The sequence below is a fragment of the Bacillus sp. NH11B genome (genome assembly GCF_001884205.1).
Lineage (GTDB): Bacteria > Bacillota > Bacilli > Bacillales > Bacillaceae_G > Bacillus_A > Bacillus_A proteolyticus.
Genome location: NZ_MAOG01000142.1, coordinates 1 through 18,918, shown reverse-complemented (window position 1 = coordinate 18,918; position 18,918 = coordinate 1). Strand labels below are relative to the sequence as shown.

Here is an 18,918-nt window from a genome sequence, read left to right as displayed (position 1 = left end):
TATTGAAAGAGGGATATGGAAGAAAAATATGGGGGGATATTATGAAAATACAAGTTGTTTTATCAGGATACGGGACAGTAGGAAGAGAGTTTATAAAATTAGTAAACGAAAAATATTTATATATATACGAAACATATGGAATCCATTTAGTTGTAAGTGGCGTATTAGGTAGAAATATTGCAATACATAATGAGGAAGGTTTGTCTATTCATCATTTATTAATGTATGGTGGCGGTACTGCTGCGATTGAAAAATATATAGAACATCATCCAGGGGAACGTGCAACAAGTGGGATAAGTGGTACTGTATTGGTAGAATCAACTGTTACAAATCTTAAAGATGGAAATCCAGGAAAACAATATATAAAACAAGCGATGGAGAAACATATGGATATTGTAGCAATTTCGAAAGGTGCACTTGTTACTCACTGGAGAGAAATGAAGGAAGCAGCAAAAGAAGCGAATGTACGAATTCGATATAGTGGCGCAACTGCCGCAGCACTACCGACATTAGATATTGGACAATTTAGTTTAGCTGGCTGCAATATTGAAAAAATAGAAGGAATATTAAACGGGACAACTAATTATATACTTACAAAAATGTATGAAGAAGATGTTACTTTTGAAGAAGCACTGAAAGAAGCGCAAAATAAAGGAATTGCTGAGACGAACCCAATACTAGATGTAAGTGGTTCAGATAGTGCGTGTAAATTGTTACTTTTGGCAAACAGCTTGATGGGTGTTGAGAATACGCTTACAGATATACATATAAAAGGAATCGAAAATGTTACAAAACAACAAATTCGAAATGCTAAGGAGCAAAACAAATATATTAAATTAATAGCTTCAGCATATAAGGATAAGGATGGTAAAGTGAATCTTAATGTAGAACCGCTTGAAATAGAAAAAGACCATTCACTAGCAAAAGTAAATGGAACTGAAAAAGGAATAACATTCTTTACAGATACAATGGGACAAGTTACTACAATTGGTGGAGCTTCTAATCCACGCGGGGCCGCAGCAGCTGCTTTAAAAGATGTAATTAACTTATATCGTAGAGATTTATAGCAGTAAAACTTATACCTTCAAAATTCGAATGGAGCAAAAAAGTTAGGTGGGATCCTTATTGCCCATATATATCCGATTGATGCGGGCTAATAATCGGTGGGGGATGAACAAAATCCCCACTGATTAAAGTTTCACTTTATAAGACCGTACCGCTATTAATAAAAAATACATATGTAGTGGACCTTTTGAAAATGAAATAAATATGCAAAAATGATTGCAGGGGGTAAGGATTTGTTTAAAGATTTTAAAGTTGTGAAAGATCGTCCTGTTTATATTCAACTGAAAGATTATTTAAAAAAGATGATTATGAAAGGACATTTGTTAGGGAACCAAAAGATCCCATCAACAAGGGAACTGAGTGAATTACTATCTGTGAGCAGAAATACAGTACTCGCTGCTTATGCGGATTTAGAGCAAGAAGGACTCATTTATGCAGTTAAAGGAAAAGGAAATTTTGTTGCGAAGGTTGATATTTCTAACACTTCGTCTGTTGAAATAGATTGGAAAAATAAACTCAATACAGTTACCGCATTAGCGGATGAATTAGATTTAATGAAACATGGTGTTCGCTGGGAAAAAGGAATGATTGTTTTTAATAGTATAGCACCGGATGAAAAGCTATTTGATGTTGAAAATTTCAAAAGAGCTTTTCTTACTCGCATGTCCATTGAAGGGGATATCGTACTGAACTACGGATATGCAAAAGGTTATAGACCGTTAATGAATTATTTACTCTATTACATGGAAATGAAAGGTGTAGATATTTCGAACAAAGATATTTTAATTACAAATGGATTTACAGAAGGATTAGATATTGTATTATCTTCTTTATCAAAAAAATCAGGGCGTGTTATTTGTGAAAACCCAACTCACCATGCTGCATTGAAACTTTTTCGTTTACATGGACTTGAAGTTCATGGGATTAATATGAATGATGATGGTATTGATACGAATGAAGTAGAAAAAAGTTTGCGTGAAAAGGATTTTGATTTCGCGTATTTAATCCCTTCTTATCATAATCCAACTGGTATTGTTACGAGTTCGGAGAAAAGAACGGAATTGATGAGATTATTTTCAAAATATAAGATTCCTATTATAGAGGATGGATTTAATGAGGAATTACGTTATTCAGGTTCACATTTAGCGCCATTATTAACTTTTGCTGGGGCTGGTAATAATGTGATTTATATTAGTAGCTTTTCAAAGGTACTTTTCCCTGGTTTACGTGTAGGTTGGATCATCGCAGATAAAGAACTCATTCATTATTTAGAAAGTGTAAAAAGAGCAAGAACCATTCACACATCAACGTTAGATCAAGCTGTTTTGTTTCAATATTTACATGAAGGATATTTTGAAAAATATTTAAAAAAAGCAAGATCTGTTTATAAGAAAAAATATGAGTTAACTGTTGGGGCGTGTAATCAGTACATTCCGTTTAAAAGAATGACTGGAGATGGTGGACTTCATTTATTTATAGAGTTGGAAGAAAAAATTCAAGCCCGCGCACTTTTACAAAAGTGTTATGAGAAAGGAGTTACGTTTTCTCCTGGAGATGTTTTTTACTCTGATGGAGGAGGAGAGAACACATTCCGCTTAGGCTTTTCACGATTGAAGGAAAAAGAAATAGTTAGTGGGATTCAAATAATTGGTGAAACTTTAAAAAATGAAACTTGGAGTTGAGAAAATGAGAATTGGCGTTATTATGGGAGGAGTATCCTCTGAAAAACAAGTATCAATTATGACTGGGAATGAAATGATTGCACATTTAGATAAAAATAAGTATGAAATCGTTCCAATTACGTTAAATGAAAAAATGGATTTAATTGAAAAAGCGAAAGACATTGATTTTGCATTGCTAGCATTACACGGAAAATACGGAGAAGATGGTACAGTTCAAGGAACACTTGAGAGTTTAGGTATTCCATATAGCGGTAGCAATATGTTATCTAGCGGTATATGTATGGACAAAAATATTTCGAAAAAGATTTTGCGTTATGAAGGAGTAGAAACACCAGATTGGATTGAACTTACAAAAATGGAGGATCTAAAGCTTGATGATTTAGATAAGTTAGGATTTCCGTTAGTGGTAAAACCAAACTCTGGCGGCTCGAGTGTTGGCGTAAAGATCGTCAATGATAAAAATGAATTAATCTCAATGCTGGAAACTGTATTCGAATGGGATTCTGAAGTAGTAATTGAGAAGTATATAAAAGGTGACGAGATTACATGTTCAATTTTTGATGGTAAACAGTTACCTATCGTTTCAATTCGACATGCAGCTGAGTTTTTTGACTACAATGCAAAATACGATGATGTTAGTACAATTGAAGAAGTTATAGAACTTCCAGCTGAAGTACAGGAACGTGTAAATAAAGCGTCATTGGCATGTTATAAAGCATTAAAATGTAGTGTTTATGCAAGGGTTGATATGATGGTGAAGGATGGAATTCCATATGTAATGGAGGTTAATACATTACCAGGGATGACACAATCAAGTTTACTACCAAAAAGTGCAGATGCGGCTGGAATTAATTATAGTAAACTATTAGATATGATAATTGAAACTTCATTAAAAGTAAGGAAAGAAGAAGGTTTTTAAGATATTTGTACAATTAAAACTTTTGATAGTTCTACGAAGTATGCTATGATAATTGCAATACGACAACCAAATATTTATCCACTAGGGGGGCCTTTATAGGCTGAGATCAAATGGGAATTTGAGACTCTTAGTACCTGATCTGGTTAATACCAGCGTAGGGAAGTGGGAAGACAATCATAATTAACGAATAAATAAACATTGTCTATTTCACTTTCTTTACGCCTGTAAAGAAAGTTTTTTTATTTTACAGCTATAATAATTGTGGGTAAACACGTATGGTTTATAAATTATTGGAGGGATATAAATGACTTTTTCACAATCATTACGTAAAGAAGTAGATTCAATTTGGGAAGCTAGTTTTAATCATCCTTTTGTAAAAAAACTTGGCGAAGGAACGTTAGATTTAGCTAGTTTTCGCTATTATGTGCTTCAAGATTCATATTATTTAAGTCATTTTGCTAGAGTACAAACTTTAGGAGCGGCAAAGGCACTGGAATTAGAAACGACAGCTCGTATGGCACACCATGCTCAAAATACATACGAGGCAGAATTATCATTACATGAGAATTTTGCTAAGAAATTAGGGATTACAAAAGAAGAAAAAGATAATTTTATCCCTGCGCCAACTGCATATGCATATACATCTCATATGTATCGTGCAGCTTATGAAGGGCATTTAGGAGATATTATTGCAGCTATTTTACCTTGCTACTGGTTATATTATGAAATTGGTGAGCGTTTAAAAGAGTGTCAGCCAGAAGAACCAATTTATAACGAATGGATTTCTGCTTATGGATCTGATTGGTTCCGTACATTAGTTGAAGAGCAAATTACACGGTTAGATACTATCGCTGAACAAGTGACAGAGTCTGACCGCAAGCGTATGAAACAGCATTTCATTATTAGTAGTCAATATGAATATTCATTTTGGGAAATGGCTTATACTTTAGAAAAGTGGCCAGTGGATACAGATGTAAAAGATGTAATAAGATAAAGAAAAGAGGTATTGCTAATACGTATGTATGGACAATACTTTTTTTAGGTTTTTGTAAATCATAAATACAACACAAGCGCTTGGTATGGCGCTCAAGGCAGGCTTGTAGGTGGATGGTATGAAACTGACAAAAGAAGAACGCAAAGAGCTCACATACCAAATTGGCGATATTATCGAACAGAAATGTAGACGTTGTTATTATAACCGTACATCTAACGAATGTTTCAGTATCAATGAATGTAAGGAGTGCCCGACTGGTGAAGAATTACGCCAGTTGGGTAGATACCTTGATACACAGCCGAGAAATCGTGGTGGAAAACGAAAAGATATACCCATTGGGCTTACTCCGGAGCGTGTACGCGAATTGAATTAACAAGGCATCCCAGATAAAGATATTAGCATTATGTATAATCGTAGCCCCTCTTATGTAGAGAAAATGAAACAACAATGGAAGCAAGCTGGTGTTTGGAAAGGACTAACTATTTATAGTTTAAACAAGCATTAATTAATTATACAAACAAAAAAAGAGCACTTTGTATAGGTGACATGATAGGGTGTGCGTAATGATCGAGATAATTACTTCCCGCATATTTATATGTTTTAAATAAAGGCCCTTTTCGTATAGATTGTTGTTTTTTTTGCGATGAAAATAAGACCTTAGATTAAATCCAGGTCTTAAGTATTTATGAAAGCTTTCTTCGTATGGCGATATTAATCTTCAACACGATTTCCAAGTCCAAACAATCACCTAAATAAATGCACAAGGTAGAATCCGAAAATCAGCTTTATAAATATTTACTAAAATTCTATTTTTTGTGCACATTACCATTTAGAATATTCTTGCATTTTCTAATATTTCGTTTGATTTGCTGATTTTCAAAAAAATAAACCTCTGTACCTGCCCAAATAAAAACCCAACACACAATGCTTAATACTCCTGCAACATAGGCATGAGTGCTTGAAAGTTTCAAGAATATTAACCCAACAATAATACCAAGCACAAACAAAACAATAGCCTTTTTGACATTTCTCGAATATGTATATTCCTCTTCGTTCAAGAGGTTAGAAAAAGTGTTAAATGTGGCAGTCTTCAATGACTTTTCGTCAAAATCATTCTGACTTAAAAAAAATATTTCTACTTCTTTTCTTTTGCCACTGTGCAGTTTTGACAAAATAAAATCTTCAAGGTCAGAGCTTAGGTGAACATCATCTGAGCTATAATATCTTGAAAACGGAGTATCAGTTTCATCTAAATAGATATTTATACTTAATTCATCTTTCATGTTAACCCTCCTTTAAATCCAATTTACTAGTTGAAAGTCAACCTTTTATCAGTATGGTCAAGATAGCAACAATTCTTACGAAAACAGCGTAAATAAAAAAATAGAACAGAATCCTTATTTAAACATAAAAGAGCGCTTTCCAATGCGTTCTCTGACCAAAATTTATATTGAAAAAGAATACCACATGTTATCGTATGTATGCTTCTTAGGGGTTTGTGGATTTAATACAAAATCTTTATTTGAGAAGGAAGAGAACTAAATGGAAAAATTGATCTATGATTTTGAGTTAATGATACAAGATGGTGATTCTGGTGTTCCCAGTGGGTCCGACGGATAGAAGGGATATATCATCAATAAATACATCTGAACTTCCAAATTCGGGGAACTTAGCGATAACTATTGATGCTGTATTAGCTGTAGCCGGCACTGGAGAAGCAGTCTCATAAACTTCTAACCAATCTTTTTCGTTGTTATCGGGGATACGATTGAAAAGTATAAAAGTAACTCAGCCGTCTTCCAAAAAAGTATTTTCATTATAATATTGAACATTGATAGCTATCAAAGGGCTAGGAAATGGTCCGGTTTTAGTAAGGGACACAAAAAGTTCGAACGTTTCATTTTGGGATACTGGAACTGCTTGAGCAATAATAGCGTTAGTTAAACCTCCAGATAATTTAGCGCTGTAAACACTAGAATGGCTATTCAATAAAATCCACTCTAGTAAATAAAAACGCTATTTTAGTAGAAAGGAGGGTGAAGATGGAAGATAACATAAAGCTTTTGGCTGATGAAGGAATGTTAGGGATGGAGTACAAGGAAAGAAAAATTCGTGTATATAACACGGAAGGTAATGTGATGGAATTACTTTCAACAAAAGAACAGGTTCAAGAGGCTATCGATTATTTAAAAGAATGCCAAAAAGAAATGAAGTAATGTCCTAAAGAGTAATCAGATCGAACGGAGGGGAACCGTACCGTATGAATCAACCTTCTAGGCATGTAATAGAGGTAATGTTAAAAAGGGGAATTGTAATACATGGGTTTATATTGTATAATTTGAATGTAACGTATTAATGGTGTGAGAGGTGTGATGTATGTGCTACGTTTAATAAAATATAGATAATAAGTAAATATTACTTTCATTAGTGTTTCATTTTAATTGTATTATTCAAATTGATAAATGTAATTTGAGGAATTTGTTTAAATTGATTAGATTAAGTAATTGTTTTTCTAGTTTTTGATGATCAAGATAAATGAAGAAAGGAAGTACTCATTTCATGGAAAAATTACGGTTATTAACATTTGAAAATATAGTGGAACCCCTTTTAAACGAAAGTGTATCATTCATATATTTTCCTATTGAATGGCTGGATATTGTAGAGATACATTATAAGACGTTTTTATTAACAAGTAAGTTGAAACGCTTGAATGAAAGATTGTATGATATGTTTTCTGATATATTGTTTATTCAGCATAATCCGTATGTATTAAATGAAAATACACCATGGATTATATCAAAAGAACCGATTAGGCAAGAACAGCTTGATTATATTTTCCAAAGTGGGTATAAGGTTATTCATGATTGGAAACCAAATCAATTACTAGAACCACCCAAATATGAATGGCATAACGAATTAATTTCTAATTTGCCAGTATTACATGATAATGAAACGTATTCTAAGTGGATCCCCGCTTTAATTTCGCATGTTTTTTGTGAACAACCTGTAAAAATGAACGATAAAATTGAAGAAGAAATCTATTTTTCCCCACTACGTTCACAAAATATTTGTGAGTCCATGTCAGAACCAATTAAAGATGAAAAAACACAAGATTTTTTCGCTTATGTATATCGGTTTGAATGCATAACTCGCGCAGGAGGGAATATCCCATTATTAAATGTTTCAGTAGGAATTCGAAGGTTCTATCAAGAATATAAGATGATAGGTTAAACAAACCTTGATATAACAACGTTTGTTTGACCTATTTTTATGAATTGCAAACATTTTGCAAACATAAGTTATCCAAAGATGCTTTTACCAAAGTTTTTAACGGCTTCTTCTTGCATGTTCGGTAAAACATGAGAATAAACACTCAATGTCATTGAAATGTCTGTATGACCTAATCTTTCACTGATAATTTTAGGATTAACTCCTTGTTTCAATAGTATGGTTGCGTGTGTATGTCTTAAATCGTGGAATTTAATTTCTTTTATGCCTGCGTTGTGTGTCGCTCTAATGAAATTTTTTCTGAAATTTGCTTTTTTTATAATCATTCCAAACTCATTACAATTAATTAAATCAAAATCTTGATAAGCAGAACCAAGCCTTAATTTCTCTTGATTAATTAAAACCTTATGCTTTTTTAAGGATTCTATAGTTTCTTTAGGTACAGGAATAGTGCGCTTTGACGAATGTGTTTTTGCTGTTTTTTTGATTTTATTGTCATGGCCAGATGTTTGGTTTATTGTAACGGTATGTTTTTCAAAATCAACGTCCTCCCATCGTAAGCCCAGAACTTCTCCCATACGCATACCAGTAGTTATTGCAAGTAGATACCCAATGTGATATCGTGATTCTTGTGAATGCAAAAGAAATTTTTTTACGTCTTCCTCTGTCCAAGTCTGGATAGAGGTTCTTTCTTTTTTTGGTATCTCAGCAAAAGCAGCCGGATTTCGAGAGATAATATTTTGTTTTACAGCTAGATTTAAAGCGCTCTTTAAAATTCTATGCAAAAGCAGAATAGAATTGTTTGCAATACCTTTATCTATCGCAGTTTTATAGCATTTTTGAATGTGCATAACATTTAATTTATGGAGTGCAACCATTCCTATACTAGGTATAACATGTTGGTTGATAAATGCCCTATAGCCGACAAAGGTACTTCTTTCTATACTCATACTTTTAATTTCTAGCCAATGATTTAGGTAGTCCTTTAAGGTAACTTTAGACGGCTCTATAAAAGTCCCTTCATTTAACTCTGTAATCTTCTTTGCAACATCAGCCTGTGCTTCTTTTTTTGTCTTATATCCAGAAAACCATTTTTGTCTTCTTTTTCCTGTCTCTGGATCAGGTCCGATATCAATAACAATACAATACTTATTTCCTCTTTTTCGAATATGTCCTTTCACTTAAAACACTCCTTCATTTGTTTTGAATCATGTTGTATAAGTCTAGTTGTAATTTTGCTGCTATGAAAATTACATGTTTGGACATATCAGCGATGGATATATTTTACCATATAAAAATAAATTCAGTTATAGGGCAGAGGTTTCATTTGTTGTTAAACAGTAATGAAATATCTATATCGGTTATCACATGCAATATTGCATAATTTATTCGGGTGTCTAAGAAACTAGGTATAGCTTAATATCTTCAACTTTCTCAAGTATTTTCAGAATATGAGAGAATGGATGTTTGGATTATTTGTGATAGAATATTCTTAATAAAATAATTTGACGGAACGAAAAAGACCCATAGCGTGTGTAATTGTGCTGGGAACACTTTTACACCGTTTACCCTAATTGCGCTAGGGAAACATTTACCATGAGTCTTACATAGTATAACACACCTTTTAGAGATAGTTCATGACAATGACGCGTTTGCTGATGAATTTTAAAGTAGGGAATGTGTCTTTTGTTCCAGAAGGGGGACAAAAGTGGAAAAGGTTTTAAGTCAACTTATTGATGAGATTGATTTTAAAAGATTAAAACAAGGTGAATTAGCAAAAGTTTTAGGCATTAGTGGTGGGAGTTTTTCAAAAAATTTATCAGGGAAGCGTCAATTTGATTTTTGGAATGTAGTAAAGTTATTAAATATTTTATGTGAAGACGATATTATGAAAAAAAAAGATTTAATTCATAGGTTTAGTTTAGCAACAACGAGTAAAAAAAATTCTCGAATTGCTATGGAGTATGCAAATGCAATAGGTGATTTAGAATTACTAGAATTAATGATAGAAAAAGAAAAGAAATCTTCTCTAGCAATTAATAGAGAATGGGCTTATGTATATGAACTAGTTTGGAAACGAGGGAAAGGAATCTTAACTGGAACATCTTTCTTAGAAGAATTAGAATATCGAAAAAATAGTCGGAAAATTAAAACTAAGGAGATGCAAATTTTATTAGGTATACTAACTTTCTATACAATGTATGATCTTGAACGATTTAATTCCTTATTTGATTATGCAGAAGTATTACAGCCGGAAGTTAATAACATAGAAGATGACTTCATTAGAATTGCATATACAATGCGTATTAAAGAGGGCTTAGCATATGCATATTTAACAGCAGAAAAGATTGAAGAATGCCGGTCATTGTGTCATGAAATTATTAATACAAATGATGAAAATAGTTGTTTATCTATTCTACAAGCATCTGCATTTGTATATTTAGGGGAATCTTATATGTTGGAAGATTACTCACAATCCGAATGGCATATAAAGAAGGCGTTAAGTGTACTGGGAGATTGTTCGTTTGAAAGAATGGCTAAAAGAAGGGAAAATGTCTTGAATACGTATGCTTTTCTAAAATTAATATATGGAAAGCAAGTAGATTTTATAGACGAGTGTGGTGAGGCTGAAAAGGCCTTTGATGAAATAGTAAATGGTAATAAAGAAGTGGCAAAAAAGATATTGAATGATTTAAAAATAAAAAATGTTGAATTATCCGCGATGCAAACTTGTATATTAGGAATAGCGAATGGTGATAATGAGTTAGTTAATAAGGCGATTAAAATGTATGAATGTGCTGGAAATGTATTTTACAGTAAATTCGCAAAAATATTATTGGTAGATATTAATAGATATGGTACAATTTATAAAGGTGATGTTAAATGAAAAAAATAATGACGCTTGTAACAAGTTTGGCTTTAATTGGAGTACTATTCTTAACTCCATCGAAGGAACAGAAAGAGCAACCTAAACACGAAGCTCCAGTAATATTACACATGGTTGATCCTGGAGGCGGAATGGGTTAATACCGTTTTATTACAAATTAAAATTACATAATAGTTTAAATGCGATTGTCTAAAACTAGGCAATCGCATTCGTCATTTTTAGGAACATTTCCTAAATATTAAATTTGATATATAGGAAATGTTTGTGATAATTTCACAAACTGAATGTTACACAACGGGAGAGATGAATATGGGGAATACGCTTGCAATTACACTATGGAAAATGTTAAAAGTAGAAGTTTTAACAAACGATGAAAAGAAAAAAGGAGAGATTAAAAACATTAAAAATATAGTGAAAACAGAAAAAAATGATTGTTAGCTCGTATGCTGACAATCATTTTTTATTATGGCCTACAGCAGCCTTCATCATATCTAATAACATGTCTTGTTTTTCTTTTGGCATCTTTTCTAACGCATCAATTAATTCATTAAATTCTTTTCTTAATTTTGTATATTGAACTGCGTTTAGTTCTGGATCGTCAGATCGACCAAGTAAATAATCAACAGATACCTTTAATGTATCTGAAATTACTACTAACATTTCGTTTGAAGGAGAGCTATACCCAGTTTCATAATTAGAAATAGTAGTTTTTGTTACTTTAGTTTCTGTATCCATATTTTCTTTGATTTTTAATGCTAAGTCTCCTTGGGTAAGACCACGTTTCTTTCTAGAGTCTTTAATTCTCTGGCCTAAAATAGTCACAAAATCACCCCGTTAATATATTCACCAAATTACAAATAATGATTTGCAAAATAAAAGTACAATTAAATTGTACTTTGTTTGTAGGGGTTTTGCATTAGTTTTTTAGTTTTTTTGTTAAAAGTCCAAAAAACTCATCTTTTTTAATTGACAGTCCAAAATAATTGTATGTATAATGAATACAAGAAGTCCAAAAAAATTGGATTTTAGGAGGTGCCATCGTGAGAAAGAAACGTCATAATTTAATTAGCGCTCGAAAACGAAAAAATTATACTCAAGAACAATTAGGAGCGTTGATAAATAAGGGGAAAACTGTAATAAGTAATTGGGAAACTGGTTATTCAACACCTGCATTGGATGACGCATTACAAGTAGCACAAATATTAGAAGAAGATGTTTATAACCTTTTTTCAGATGTTTAAGTCCAAGTTATTCATACTTAGTAGGTTTTAGTTCAAATCATTAAATTTCACATTATTTTTGAAAGGAGCAAAACAAAATGGGAATAGATCAAATTATTAAAGAGTCAATTCGTGAAATTGTAAGAGAGGAAATCAGATCAGCATTAGTTGATTTACAACAACAATCTCAACCGAACAAAGTAATGCGAGTGAAAGAAGCGGCAGCTTACCTTAACATTGCTGTTTGTAGAATGTATGAATTAGCAAATCATCCCAAGTTTCCGGTAATTAGAGAAGGACGCAAGTTGCTATTCTTACAAAAAGATTTGGAGGCGTGGTTGGAAGCACAAAGAGAGGTGATTTAGTGGAAGATACAACATCGTTAGTTATATTCGCAATGGTAATTGCTTGCGGATCATGGCTGTTTTACAGAACTTACAAACCAATAAAAACATGGGCTTGGAGTGATGTAATAGAAAATAAAAAGACCCATGGCAGTGGGTCCCTTTGAAAAAACACTTCTTATTAGTATATCACGGAAAGTAGGGAAATAGTACATGGATTTAATTGAATACCAAGTGCTATTACCTAAGGAATTCTGGGACTTAGCAAAAAGAAAAGATGAATTGAAACAAATGATTGAACAGTATTTCAAAGTTGGTTATCCGCATTATGAAATTCAACGAATTATCAAAAGTGGACAAGCATATGTGGCAGTTTGTATGAGGAGGTAAATGAACATGTTGAACGTTGTATATGAAATTGGAGGAATAAATTTAAAAGGTAATGTTGTAGATCATGAATGGTTTAATTACGTCACTTTTAGTAATGGTAAACCACATATTGTAGCAATTATGGTTTTGAGTGAAATTGTTTACTGGTATCGACCAACAGTTTTCCGAGATGAAATAGATGGGAAAGTAATTTACAAGAAAAAATTTAAAGCGGACAAATTACAAAAAAATTATCAACAGTTAGCTGATACTTTTGGATTTACAAAATTACAAGTGAAAAGGGCATGTGATTTATTAACGGATATGCTACTTATAAAAATTGAGTTCAGGACTATTAATGTCGACGGGAAGGTTTTAAATAACGTAATGTTTGTGGAACCTGTTTCAACAGAAATTAAGAAAATCTCTAGCATGTATCAACAAATAAAAGAAGACCCTGGTTATTTAGAAGTAAATAGGGTGGAAACTTCTAAGTTAACACCCTCCTCACTTACAAGTAAGGAGTCACCTAACTTTAAAGTAAAGACAAATACAGAGATTACTACAAAGAATACTACAGAGAATGTAAGTAGTAGTAGTAGCATCTTCTCTTTCTACGAAAATAATTTTGGGATTTTAAATTCTTTCATAGCTGAAAGTATTTCACAATGGGTAAACGATACAAACGAAGAACTTGTACAAGCAGCTATGGAACGTGCTTTGAAACAGCAAAAGAAATGGAATTATGCTGAGGGCATTTTAAAACAGTGGGTTAATAAAAATATCCGTACATTAGCTGATGTTAATGCAGCTGAAATAGAGTTTAAAAACAAAGGTAAAAAAGGAGAGAAACATAATGCAAGCGTTAGGAAAAACAGTAGCTTCATCGAAAAATACGATTTTGAGTAAATTCGCTCAAAGTTATGTGTTGTCTCCTAATAGATGTACAAATATTTTCTTAGTTGGGAAAGACAAAATTAAAGATGTTTGTAACAAACGCTTACTTATAGATACCAAAACAAATGATGAGTTTTGCCCGCAATGTAGATCGGTAGAGCAAGAGGACCAGCAACTTGCAAAAGAAACACTGGCTATCAAGAAGAAAAACGAAATTATTCATTTATACGATTCGTTTTCAGATAAAAGCCTTATTAATCCTAAGTTAAAAAAAGCAACATTTGATAGTTACGTACCACCTACACAAGAATTAGCAAATGCTAAAGAAGTAATGATGGATTTTGCTAGAAAATTTGATCCTAATAATTCAGAAAGCATTGTAATTACAGGTGACTACAGAGTCGGAAAGAGTCATTTATGTGTAGCGGCTACAAAAGAAATTATGAGAAAAGGCTACAGTGCAATGTTTATAGAAATGAACACACTCTTTACAAAAATAACATCTACGTGGAATAAAAATAGCGAGTTAACAGAGGACAAGCTAATGTCTATTCTAGCAAATGTGGATGTACTTGTATTAGATGACTTTGGAGCCGAGTTCACGGAAAAAGATGCTGAGGGCGTTACTTGGAAGAAAACGAAAACAAAGGATATTCTCGAGCGCAGGCTAGGAAGAACAAACTTATTCACAACAAACTTTGACGTTATGGAGTTAGCTGGAATGTATGGAGAGCGTGAGTTTAGTCGGATTATGGAAGATACTCAAGTCTTGAAGATGTACGGTGAAAATTACAGTTTACGGAACTTCAAAAAGGAGGAATAAGCATGTGTGTATTATGCCGTAATACAGGAATTATTCGTAAAGAAACGTATCCAGGTGTAATTCTAACGGAAAGTTGTAATTGTGAAGTAGCAAAGCAACGGCAAGAAGAAAATGATAAGCGCTGGGAAGCATGGTTAATAAAATTCGAGTCAATGAAGCAAGATTTACAACGAAATCAACAGCAAAAAGTTAGCTAACAAGGAGGAGTAAAGATGAAAAACACAGGTGTTGCAAGAAAAGTGGACGAGTTAGGGCGTGTAGTAATTCCAGTTGATTTGCGCAGAACTTTAGGGATTGCTGAAGGAACAGCACTAGATTTTCATGTTGATGGAGAAAACATCTTTTTAAGAAAACATGAAAAGTCATGCTTTGTAACGAGTGAAGTTGCCGAATCAAACATGGAATTACTTGGTGGTCGAATGTTTTTGAGCAAGGAAGGGGCAAATGAGTTACTGGACCTTATTCAGAAGAGTGGGATGGCACATGCCTAAGCAATTAAACATTTTCGATGTAGAGCCAGCAATTTGTGAGTTTGATGTAATGAAAGCTAATGTTAAGAAAGGAACTGGACGCGTTACATATGCTGATGTACGTGTCCAAGTTCCAAGAAATGCAAAGGGAACGGATGAATTACCACGTACAACTAAACAAGATGATCGCTATGACATCTTTGAACAATATACAATGGCAATTTGGAGATTTCAAAGAGCTGTAGATAAGCTTTTTAATTGGGATACAGCTGAAGAATTATGTAAGGCGGCAAGGGATAAAAAAGAAGCAATTCCAGTACGGGTTTATTTAGGAAGTGGCTTTAAACCTGATGTTGTCGAGTACATGCGGTAGTAAAAAGGAGATGGACATATGAAAAAAATAGAAATTGATGTTAGTAGTAACAAGCTTTATGTAGTTAAGGATGGGAATATTATAGCATTCAATCCACCGGAAAGTGGGTTCGGTGAGCAGGTTGCAGTTTGGATTAATGGGAAAGTTGATCGTGTGGATACTAAGTTTACTGAAAAGATAAAATAATTATTTTTAGAAAGTAGGTTCGCTTATGAGTGTAGCAAAAAATCATGAAGCGATGAAGGAATCAAGATTAAAAGTATACATCGCTTTAGAGGAAGCTAACTTCATTTGGGATGAAAGGGATGTAATTCGTTTTCGTGAAATGTGGCGTCAAGGTATGAGTTTGCCGAAGATGGCAAAAGCGTTAAGGAGACACCAAGCAGAGGTAGCACTCCTTGTAATAGATCAAGCTGATAAGTATTTAATTGAAAATCGTCCGATAGGATTAGGAATTTGCTAAATAGGAAGGGGAGAACAAAATGAAAACAATGGAAAACGGTGTATTGGAAGTAACTAAATTAATTAGTAAAACAAGAAATGAGGATCAGGTTTTAGAAGAAGCCACAGTGTTACAGGTTGCAAGTATCTTATCGATTGATGAATTAAATGATTATCAAGAAGCGACTTTACGTACTTGGAATAACAAAACTGATTTTGGAGGACGTGTTTCAAATGCGGCTTTAGGACTTACAGGAGAAGCTGGTGAAGTTGCTGATATTGTTAAAAAAGCAATTTATCACGGTCAGGGTTTTCAACCATCGCATTGCCCGGGAGAAGAGGACGGAAATACTTATAAATTAGCCTTAGAACTAGGGGACATTATGTATTATGTATCGATTATGGCGCATGAACTGGGATATACGTTACAAGATATTGCAGAAATGAATATCGCGAAACTAGCTAAAAGATATCCGGATGGATTTAGTCGAGAAGCAAGTCAAGCACGTGTCGATGTAAAGTAAGACCAAATTTGAATTTTATTAAAAAATTGGACCAAAAGCATTAATAATGAGATGGGAAAAAGAGCATCATCACTGAAATAAAAAAGCCCTGCACACAGGGCGTATAAAAAGATACCTTAGCAATAACGACGATTAGGGGGACGTATTAGCTAAGGTATCTGTATAGGTGATTGCATACTAAGTATGCAATCAGGAGCATTGTTGAATGTATTGGGTTATTCAACAAGTTCAGAATAACACGAAATTTCTGCTAACTCACCCGGTAAATTTATCCTAAAAATGTTCGGTAGGATTTTCAGGTTTAAAATATGTTCATAAATTATAACAAAAACGTTATTTTGTCGAAAAGTAATGCGGAGATAAATAAGACCGCTCCTTTTATCGGAACGGCCGTACAAATAACCTGTGCTGGAGGTCGCATTAAATGGCTTAAGATGTTTTCTCTAAACAGTTTGGACAAGGATTTTTACGGTTATACGTAAAAACGGCAGGTAATTGACTAAGTTACCTGCCATGCTCTAAAACAATACGGAGGAGTGAGCTCCGATTTGAAAGAGTGACGCCGTGGGAAGTCGGCTTGCAGGTAGTATGTGCAATACAAAAAAGATTATTCGTAATCAGAAAACTAAACAAAATAGTTATTGTATGATAAATAAAAGAATCCGTTAGTAATAAACGGATTCTTCCCATAAGGTGTGCAAGAAATTCAAGGAAACTGGACCAGAGCAACCTGTGGAATTCCTTGTGATAATAATGTATGCGAAGGAATCAAAAAGATACATGAGAATAATACAAAATCCTTATTTTGTAGTCGGAAATATAGGAGTGCTTGACCAAAGCACTCCATGACGATAATAACAACGCCTATAAGAGTGTATGCTTCTTTTTTGCTAGACATGTTTTTGTATTGGAAATTAATACAAAACAGTTGATTGAAACGAACATGCACAAAAAAGAGTGCTGTATAAGTACCCTTTATTTGGGAGATTTTGAGAGTATTGAATGAATTAAATAATAGTATATTTCTGTTTTATTTTGGAGTAAAGAAACTTAGCAAAGTTTTATTTAATAGAGAGTGTTTACAAAAAAGGCCACTGTTCAACAGTGTCAATTGGAACTAAGAATTGGATGGGAGTACCCTAAGCACTTGGAACCCTAGAGCTCTAAATAATTTATGTGATTAATATTAAGAAAATGCTATTCCACATGAAAAGAGCACCTTCGAAAGTGCTCTTAAGAGGAGTGAACAGCATATAGAGTTTTAGTGAGCTTTAATGAATAAATTTTGAAATTTTTCAACGGGTTATGAATAAGTAGGATCTCAAATTAAATCTATGTGCTAATTAATAAAAAGTGTATGTACATAGAAAAGCAGCTAGCAAAAGCTAACTGCTTTGTTGTCCAACAAGAACATCACCACAATGTTTTGTAACTTAGAAGTTACAGTTATAGTATGAATAAAATTGAAAATGTTATGCGGGGAAAGCTTAATATATATTTTATTTTGTAGAAAAAAGAAACTAGAAAAGAGCACCATGCACAAGTGCTCTTTAAGAAAGGAGGTAACCCAGTGGACGAAAGGTTTGGATTAGAATTATATGTTGAAAAAAAGAAAAAAGAACAATGTTTTATTATCGTGTCAATACAAAAGAGCAGCTAGCAAAAGCTAACTGCCCCGTTTTAAAGGAGAAATCAATTGTTACAAATTGGCGTATTTAAAGTATGGGCATAATTTGAAGATTTATTCAGAAAAAATTAAAAAGAGCACCTTTAAGCAGTGCTCTTAGTAGGTAAGGTCCCTCAGAGAGTAGTGTGGCACAACAAAGCAGCTAGCTCAATAAACTAACTACTTGTTGTACAAAGGAAATTAGGCCCTACAAGTAATGATGTGTAACCTTAAGTTACAGTTGTAGTGTAAACAAGATTGGAAAAGTTATACGGAAGTGAATTTAATAAAGAGTTCATTTTGTAGAAAAAAGTAAAAAGAGCACTATCAATTAGTGTCCTTTGTAAAAATAGCGTAAGCGGCCAGCTCACGTTATAAAGAAAGGTAGAATTTAATATAATCAAACCCTGCTTAAATGATGAAAATAAAAGAGCAGCTAGCAAAAGCTAACCGCCCCATTGCAACTTGTTAACAAAAGAAAAAGGTCGCTTTATTAGGTCTAAGGCTGAAATAAGGGTTTTAGATGTTAAGACCTAAGACCTAAATATAGTATGAATCTCACTTCAGAAATTATGCATATACTTGTATTCCTAAAAAATGGTTAAAAAGCAAAGCAGCTAGCTCAATTAGCTAACTGCTCGGTATCTCCAAGGGAGAACAAGGAGAAAATCTAATGTCATATACAGTATTGACGGGATGTTTATTAAATAATCATTCACTTACGGTTGGTCCCAAAAAAGTGACATAACAACAAAATATAAAATTATTAAAAGGACAATTGCTATGAGGATAACCAGAGAAAAAGTTTTCCATGATTTTTTCATCACTAGACCTCCTTTATGAAGAACTTTAACATCTATCTAAAATTCGAACAAAATCGTTATTTGAAAGGAGAAATAACGATAAAAAAGATGTTTGTGAATTAATTTTCAACATTTTATACAATGTATCATCTAATAAATATTAGAGGGAAGGAGGTATTGATGTGGACCGATTTAGAAGAATATTTGATACTC

General features: G+C 33.2%; 25 protein-coding genes, 1 pseudogene and 1 riboswitch. Of the genes and pseudogenes, 22 read left to right on the top strand and 4 right to left on the bottom strand.

Features of this window, described 5'->3' with window-relative positions; translation table 11 throughout:
* Positions 1–41 precede the first annotated feature (41 nt).
* The 5 genes and pseudogenes from BAU27_RS27910 to BAU27_RS27890 all read left to right on the top strand — a co-directional run bounded on the left by BAU27_RS27910 (position 42) and on the right by BAU27_RS27890 (position 5,165).
* The gene (locus tag BAU27_RS27910; RefSeq protein WP_071772703.1) at positions 42–1,067 is read left to right on the top strand and encodes a homoserine dehydrogenase; all 1,026 of its coding nucleotides are present in this window, start codon (positions 42–44) and stop codon (positions 1,065–1,067) included.
* A 231-nt stretch (positions 1,068–1,298) separates the two neighbouring features.
* Positions 1,299–2,747 (top strand): MocR-like pyridoxine biosynthesis transcription factor PdxR, encoded by a 1,449-nt coding sequence (pdxR, locus tag BAU27_RS27905; protein ID WP_071772702.1) that lies wholly within the window; start codon positions 1,299–1,301, stop codon positions 2,745–2,747.
* A 4-nt stretch (positions 2,748–2,751) separates the two neighbouring features.
* Positions 2,752–3,666, top strand: a complete 915-nt coding sequence (gene ddlB, locus BAU27_RS27900; protein WP_071746276.1) for a D-alanine--D-alanine ligase — start codon at positions 2,752–2,754, stop codon at positions 3,664–3,666.
* Between the two features lie 73 nt (positions 3,667–3,739).
* Positions 3,740–3,844: riboswitch (TPP riboswitch) on the top strand.
* A 126-nt stretch (positions 3,845–3,970) separates the two neighbouring features.
* The gene (tenA, locus tag BAU27_RS27895; RefSeq protein ID WP_071746101.1) at positions 3,971–4,660 is read left to right on the top strand and encodes a thiaminase II; all 690 of its coding nucleotides are present in this window, start codon (positions 3,971–3,973) and stop codon (positions 4,658–4,660) included.
* A gap of 118 nt (positions 4,661–4,778) precedes the next feature.
* Positions 4,779–5,165: pseudogene (locus BAU27_RS27890) on the top strand (hypothetical protein).
* Positions 5,166–5,466: 301 nt separating this feature from the next.
* On the opposite strand, the gene BAU27_RS27885 reads toward BAU27_RS27890, so the two are convergent.
* Complete coding sequence (locus BAU27_RS27885) at positions 5,467–5,943, bottom strand: hypothetical protein (RefSeq protein WP_071746100.1); 477 nt, start codon at positions 5,941–5,943, stop codon at positions 5,467–5,469.
* A 311-nt stretch (positions 5,944–6,254) separates the two neighbouring features.
* Between BAU27_RS27885 and BAU27_RS33285 the strand changes: the two genes are divergently transcribed.
* Entirely contained in the window at positions 6,255–6,389 is a 135-nt protein-coding gene (locus BAU27_RS33285) for a hypothetical protein (RefSeq protein WP_257208431.1), read from the top strand.
* A gap of 59 nt (positions 6,390–6,448) precedes the next feature.
* Here BAU27_RS33285 and BAU27_RS33455 read toward each other — a convergent pair whose 3' ends face one another.
* A complete protein-coding gene (locus BAU27_RS33455) occupies positions 6,449–6,649 on the bottom strand; it encodes an NTTRR-F1 domain (protein ID WP_071746099.1) in 201 nt (66 codons plus the stop codon).
* Positions 6,650–6,702: 53 nt separating this feature from the next.
* On the opposite strand from BAU27_RS33455, the gene BAU27_RS32555 reads away from it, so the two are divergent.
* Together BAU27_RS32555 and BAU27_RS27875 are read left to right on the top strand one after the other, a co-directional pair.
* Positions 6,703–6,876 carry a hypothetical protein gene (locus tag BAU27_RS32555; RefSeq protein WP_165616051.1) on the top strand — a complete coding sequence of 58 codons (174 nt, stop codon included), beginning with the start codon at positions 6,703–6,705 and terminating at the stop codon, positions 6,874–6,876.
* Between the two features lie 343 nt (positions 6,877–7,219).
* Positions 7,220–7,891: a pPIWI_RE module domain-containing protein gene (locus BAU27_RS27875; protein ID WP_071772701.1), complete on the top strand. Its 672-nt coding sequence runs from the start codon at positions 7,220–7,222 to the stop codon at positions 7,889–7,891.
* A 68-nt stretch (positions 7,892–7,959) separates the two neighbouring features.
* Here the strand turns inward: BAU27_RS27875 and BAU27_RS27870 are convergent, their stop codons facing one another.
* Positions 7,960–9,069, bottom strand: coding sequence for a site-specific integrase (locus BAU27_RS27870; RefSeq protein ID WP_071772700.1), 1,110 nt, complete (start codon positions 9,067–9,069; stop codon positions 7,960–7,962).
* Between the two features lie 527 nt (positions 9,070–9,596).
* On the opposite strand from BAU27_RS27870, the gene BAU27_RS27860 reads away from it, so the two are divergent.
* From BAU27_RS27860 to BAU27_RS33280, 3 genes are all read left to right on the top strand, one after another.
* Complete coding sequence (locus tag BAU27_RS27860) at positions 9,597–10,775, top strand: AimR family lysis-lysogeny pheromone receptor (protein WP_071772698.1); 1,179 nt, start codon at positions 9,597–9,599, stop codon at positions 10,773–10,775.
* Complete coding sequence (locus tag BAU27_RS32550) at positions 10,772–10,915, top strand: hypothetical protein (protein ID WP_175546573.1); 144 nt, start codon at positions 10,772–10,774, stop codon at positions 10,913–10,915. The genes BAU27_RS27860 and BAU27_RS32550 overlap by 4 nt, the downstream gene beginning before the upstream one ends.
* Before the next feature lie 169 nt (positions 10,916–11,084).
* Positions 11,085–11,213, top strand: coding sequence for a hypothetical protein (locus BAU27_RS33280; protein WP_302848843.1), 129 nt, complete (start codon positions 11,085–11,087; stop codon positions 11,211–11,213).
* A gap of 15 nt (positions 11,214–11,228) precedes the next feature.
* Here the strand turns inward: BAU27_RS33280 and BAU27_RS27855 are convergent, their stop codons facing one another.
* Positions 11,229–11,597 (bottom strand): helix-turn-helix domain-containing protein, encoded by a 369-nt coding sequence (locus tag BAU27_RS27855; protein ID WP_071772697.1) that lies wholly within the window; start codon positions 11,595–11,597, stop codon positions 11,229–11,231.
* A 218-nt stretch (positions 11,598–11,815) separates the two neighbouring features.
* On the opposite strand from BAU27_RS27855, the gene BAU27_RS27850 reads away from it, so the two are divergent.
* From BAU27_RS27850 to BAU27_RS27805, 11 genes are all read left to right on the top strand, one after another.
* Complete coding sequence (locus tag BAU27_RS27850; RefSeq protein WP_071772696.1) at positions 11,816–12,016, top strand: helix-turn-helix transcriptional regulator; 201 nt, start codon at positions 11,816–11,818, stop codon at positions 12,014–12,016.
* 77 nt (positions 12,017–12,093) lie between these two features.
* The gene (locus BAU27_RS27845; RefSeq protein WP_071772695.1) at positions 12,094–12,360 is read left to right on the top strand and encodes a helix-turn-helix domain-containing protein; all 267 of its coding nucleotides are present in this window, start codon (positions 12,094–12,096) and stop codon (positions 12,358–12,360) included.
* Between the two features lie 192 nt (positions 12,361–12,552).
* Complete coding sequence (locus tag BAU27_RS32545) at positions 12,553–12,729, top strand: hypothetical protein (RefSeq protein ID WP_083596206.1); 177 nt, start codon at positions 12,553–12,555, stop codon at positions 12,727–12,729.
* A gap of 6 nt (positions 12,730–12,735) precedes the next feature.
* Positions 12,736–13,617 (top strand): DnaD domain-containing protein, encoded by an 882-nt coding sequence (locus BAU27_RS27840; RefSeq protein WP_071772694.1) that lies wholly within the window; start codon positions 12,736–12,738, stop codon positions 13,615–13,617.
* On the top strand, positions 13,565–14,428 hold the full coding sequence (locus BAU27_RS27835) for an ATP-binding protein (RefSeq protein WP_071772693.1): 864 nt from the start codon (positions 13,565–13,567) through the stop codon (positions 14,426–14,428). Before BAU27_RS27840 ends, BAU27_RS27835 begins: the two co-directional genes overlap by 53 nt.
* A gap of 2 nt (positions 14,429–14,430) precedes the next feature.
* Positions 14,431–14,625, top strand: a complete 195-nt coding sequence (locus BAU27_RS27830) for a hypothetical protein (RefSeq protein ID WP_071772692.1) — start codon at positions 14,431–14,433, stop codon at positions 14,623–14,625.
* A 15-nt stretch (positions 14,626–14,640) separates the two neighbouring features.
* Complete coding sequence (locus BAU27_RS27825) at positions 14,641–14,919, top strand: AbrB/MazE/SpoVT family DNA-binding domain-containing protein (RefSeq protein WP_071772691.1); 279 nt, start codon at positions 14,641–14,643, stop codon at positions 14,917–14,919.
* A complete protein-coding gene (locus tag BAU27_RS27820) occupies positions 14,912–15,271 on the top strand; it encodes a cell division protein SepF (RefSeq protein WP_071772690.1) in 360 nt (119 codons plus the stop codon). The genes BAU27_RS27825 and BAU27_RS27820 overlap by 8 nt, the downstream gene beginning before the upstream one ends.
* A gap of 18 nt (positions 15,272–15,289) precedes the next feature.
* Positions 15,290–15,457 carry a DUF3954 domain-containing protein gene (locus BAU27_RS27815; protein ID WP_071772689.1) on the top strand — a complete coding sequence of 56 codons (168 nt, stop codon included), beginning with the start codon at positions 15,290–15,292 and terminating at the stop codon, positions 15,455–15,457.
* A gap of 25 nt (positions 15,458–15,482) precedes the next feature.
* Complete coding sequence (locus BAU27_RS27810; protein WP_071772688.1) at positions 15,483–15,734, top strand: helix-turn-helix domain containing protein; 252 nt, start codon at positions 15,483–15,485, stop codon at positions 15,732–15,734.
* 19 nt (positions 15,735–15,753) lie between these two features.
* Positions 15,754–16,236 carry a nucleoside triphosphate pyrophosphohydrolase family protein gene (locus BAU27_RS27805; protein WP_071772687.1) on the top strand — a complete coding sequence of 161 codons (483 nt, stop codon included), beginning with the start codon at positions 15,754–15,756 and terminating at the stop codon, positions 16,234–16,236.
* The last annotated feature ends 2,682 nt before the right edge of the window (positions 16,237–18,918 follow it).

Coding starts and splice junctions, on each gene's coding strand:
- BAU27_RS27910 (WP_071772703.1), top strand. CDS start 42: ATGAAAATACAAGTTGTTTTATCAGGATACGGGACAGTAGGAAGAGAG.
- ddlB (WP_071746276.1), top strand. CDS start 2,752: ATGAGAATTGGCGTTATTATGGGAGGAGTATCCTCTGAAAAACAAGTA.
- tenA (WP_071746101.1), top strand. CDS start 3,971: ATGACTTTTTCACAATCATTACGTAAAGAAGTAGATTCAATTTGGGAA.
- BAU27_RS27885 (WP_071746100.1), bottom strand. CDS start 5,943: ATGAAAGATGAATTAAGTATAAATATCTATTTAGATGAAACTGATACT.
- BAU27_RS32555 (WP_165616051.1), top strand. CDS start 6,703: ATGGAAGATAACATAAAGCTTTTGGCTGATGAAGGAATGTTAGGGATG.
- BAU27_RS27875 (WP_071772701.1), top strand. CDS start 7,220: ATGGAAAAATTACGGTTATTAACATTTGAAAATATAGTGGAACCCCTT.
- BAU27_RS32550 (WP_175546573.1), top strand. CDS start 10,772: ATGAAAAAAATAATGACGCTTGTAACAAGTTTGGCTTTAATTGGAGTA.
- BAU27_RS33280 (WP_302848843.1), top strand. CDS start 11,085: ATGGGGAATACGCTTGCAATTACACTATGGAAAATGTTAAAAGTAGAA.
- BAU27_RS27845 (WP_071772695.1), top strand. CDS start 12,094: ATGGGAATAGATCAAATTATTAAAGAGTCAATTCGTGAAATTGTAAGA.
- BAU27_RS32545 (WP_083596206.1), top strand. CDS start 12,553: ATGGATTTAATTGAATACCAAGTGCTATTACCTAAGGAATTCTGGGAC.
- BAU27_RS27840 (WP_071772694.1), top strand. CDS start 12,736: ATGTTGAACGTTGTATATGAAATTGGAGGAATAAATTTAAAAGGTAAT.
- BAU27_RS27835 (WP_071772693.1), top strand. CDS start 13,565: ATGCAAGCGTTAGGAAAAACAGTAGCTTCATCGAAAAATACGATTTTG.
- BAU27_RS27830 (WP_071772692.1), top strand. CDS start 14,431: ATGTGTGTATTATGCCGTAATACAGGAATTATTCGTAAAGAAACGTAT.
- BAU27_RS27825 (WP_071772691.1), top strand. CDS start 14,641: ATGAAAAACACAGGTGTTGCAAGAAAAGTGGACGAGTTAGGGCGTGTA.
- BAU27_RS27820 (WP_071772690.1), top strand. CDS start 14,912: ATGCCTAAGCAATTAAACATTTTCGATGTAGAGCCAGCAATTTGTGAG.
- BAU27_RS27815 (WP_071772689.1), top strand. CDS start 15,290: ATGAAAAAAATAGAAATTGATGTTAGTAGTAACAAGCTTTATGTAGTT.
- BAU27_RS27810 (WP_071772688.1), top strand. CDS start 15,483: ATGAGTGTAGCAAAAAATCATGAAGCGATGAAGGAATCAAGATTAAAA.
- BAU27_RS27805 (WP_071772687.1), top strand. CDS start 15,754: ATGAAAACAATGGAAAACGGTGTATTGGAAGTAACTAAATTAATTAGT.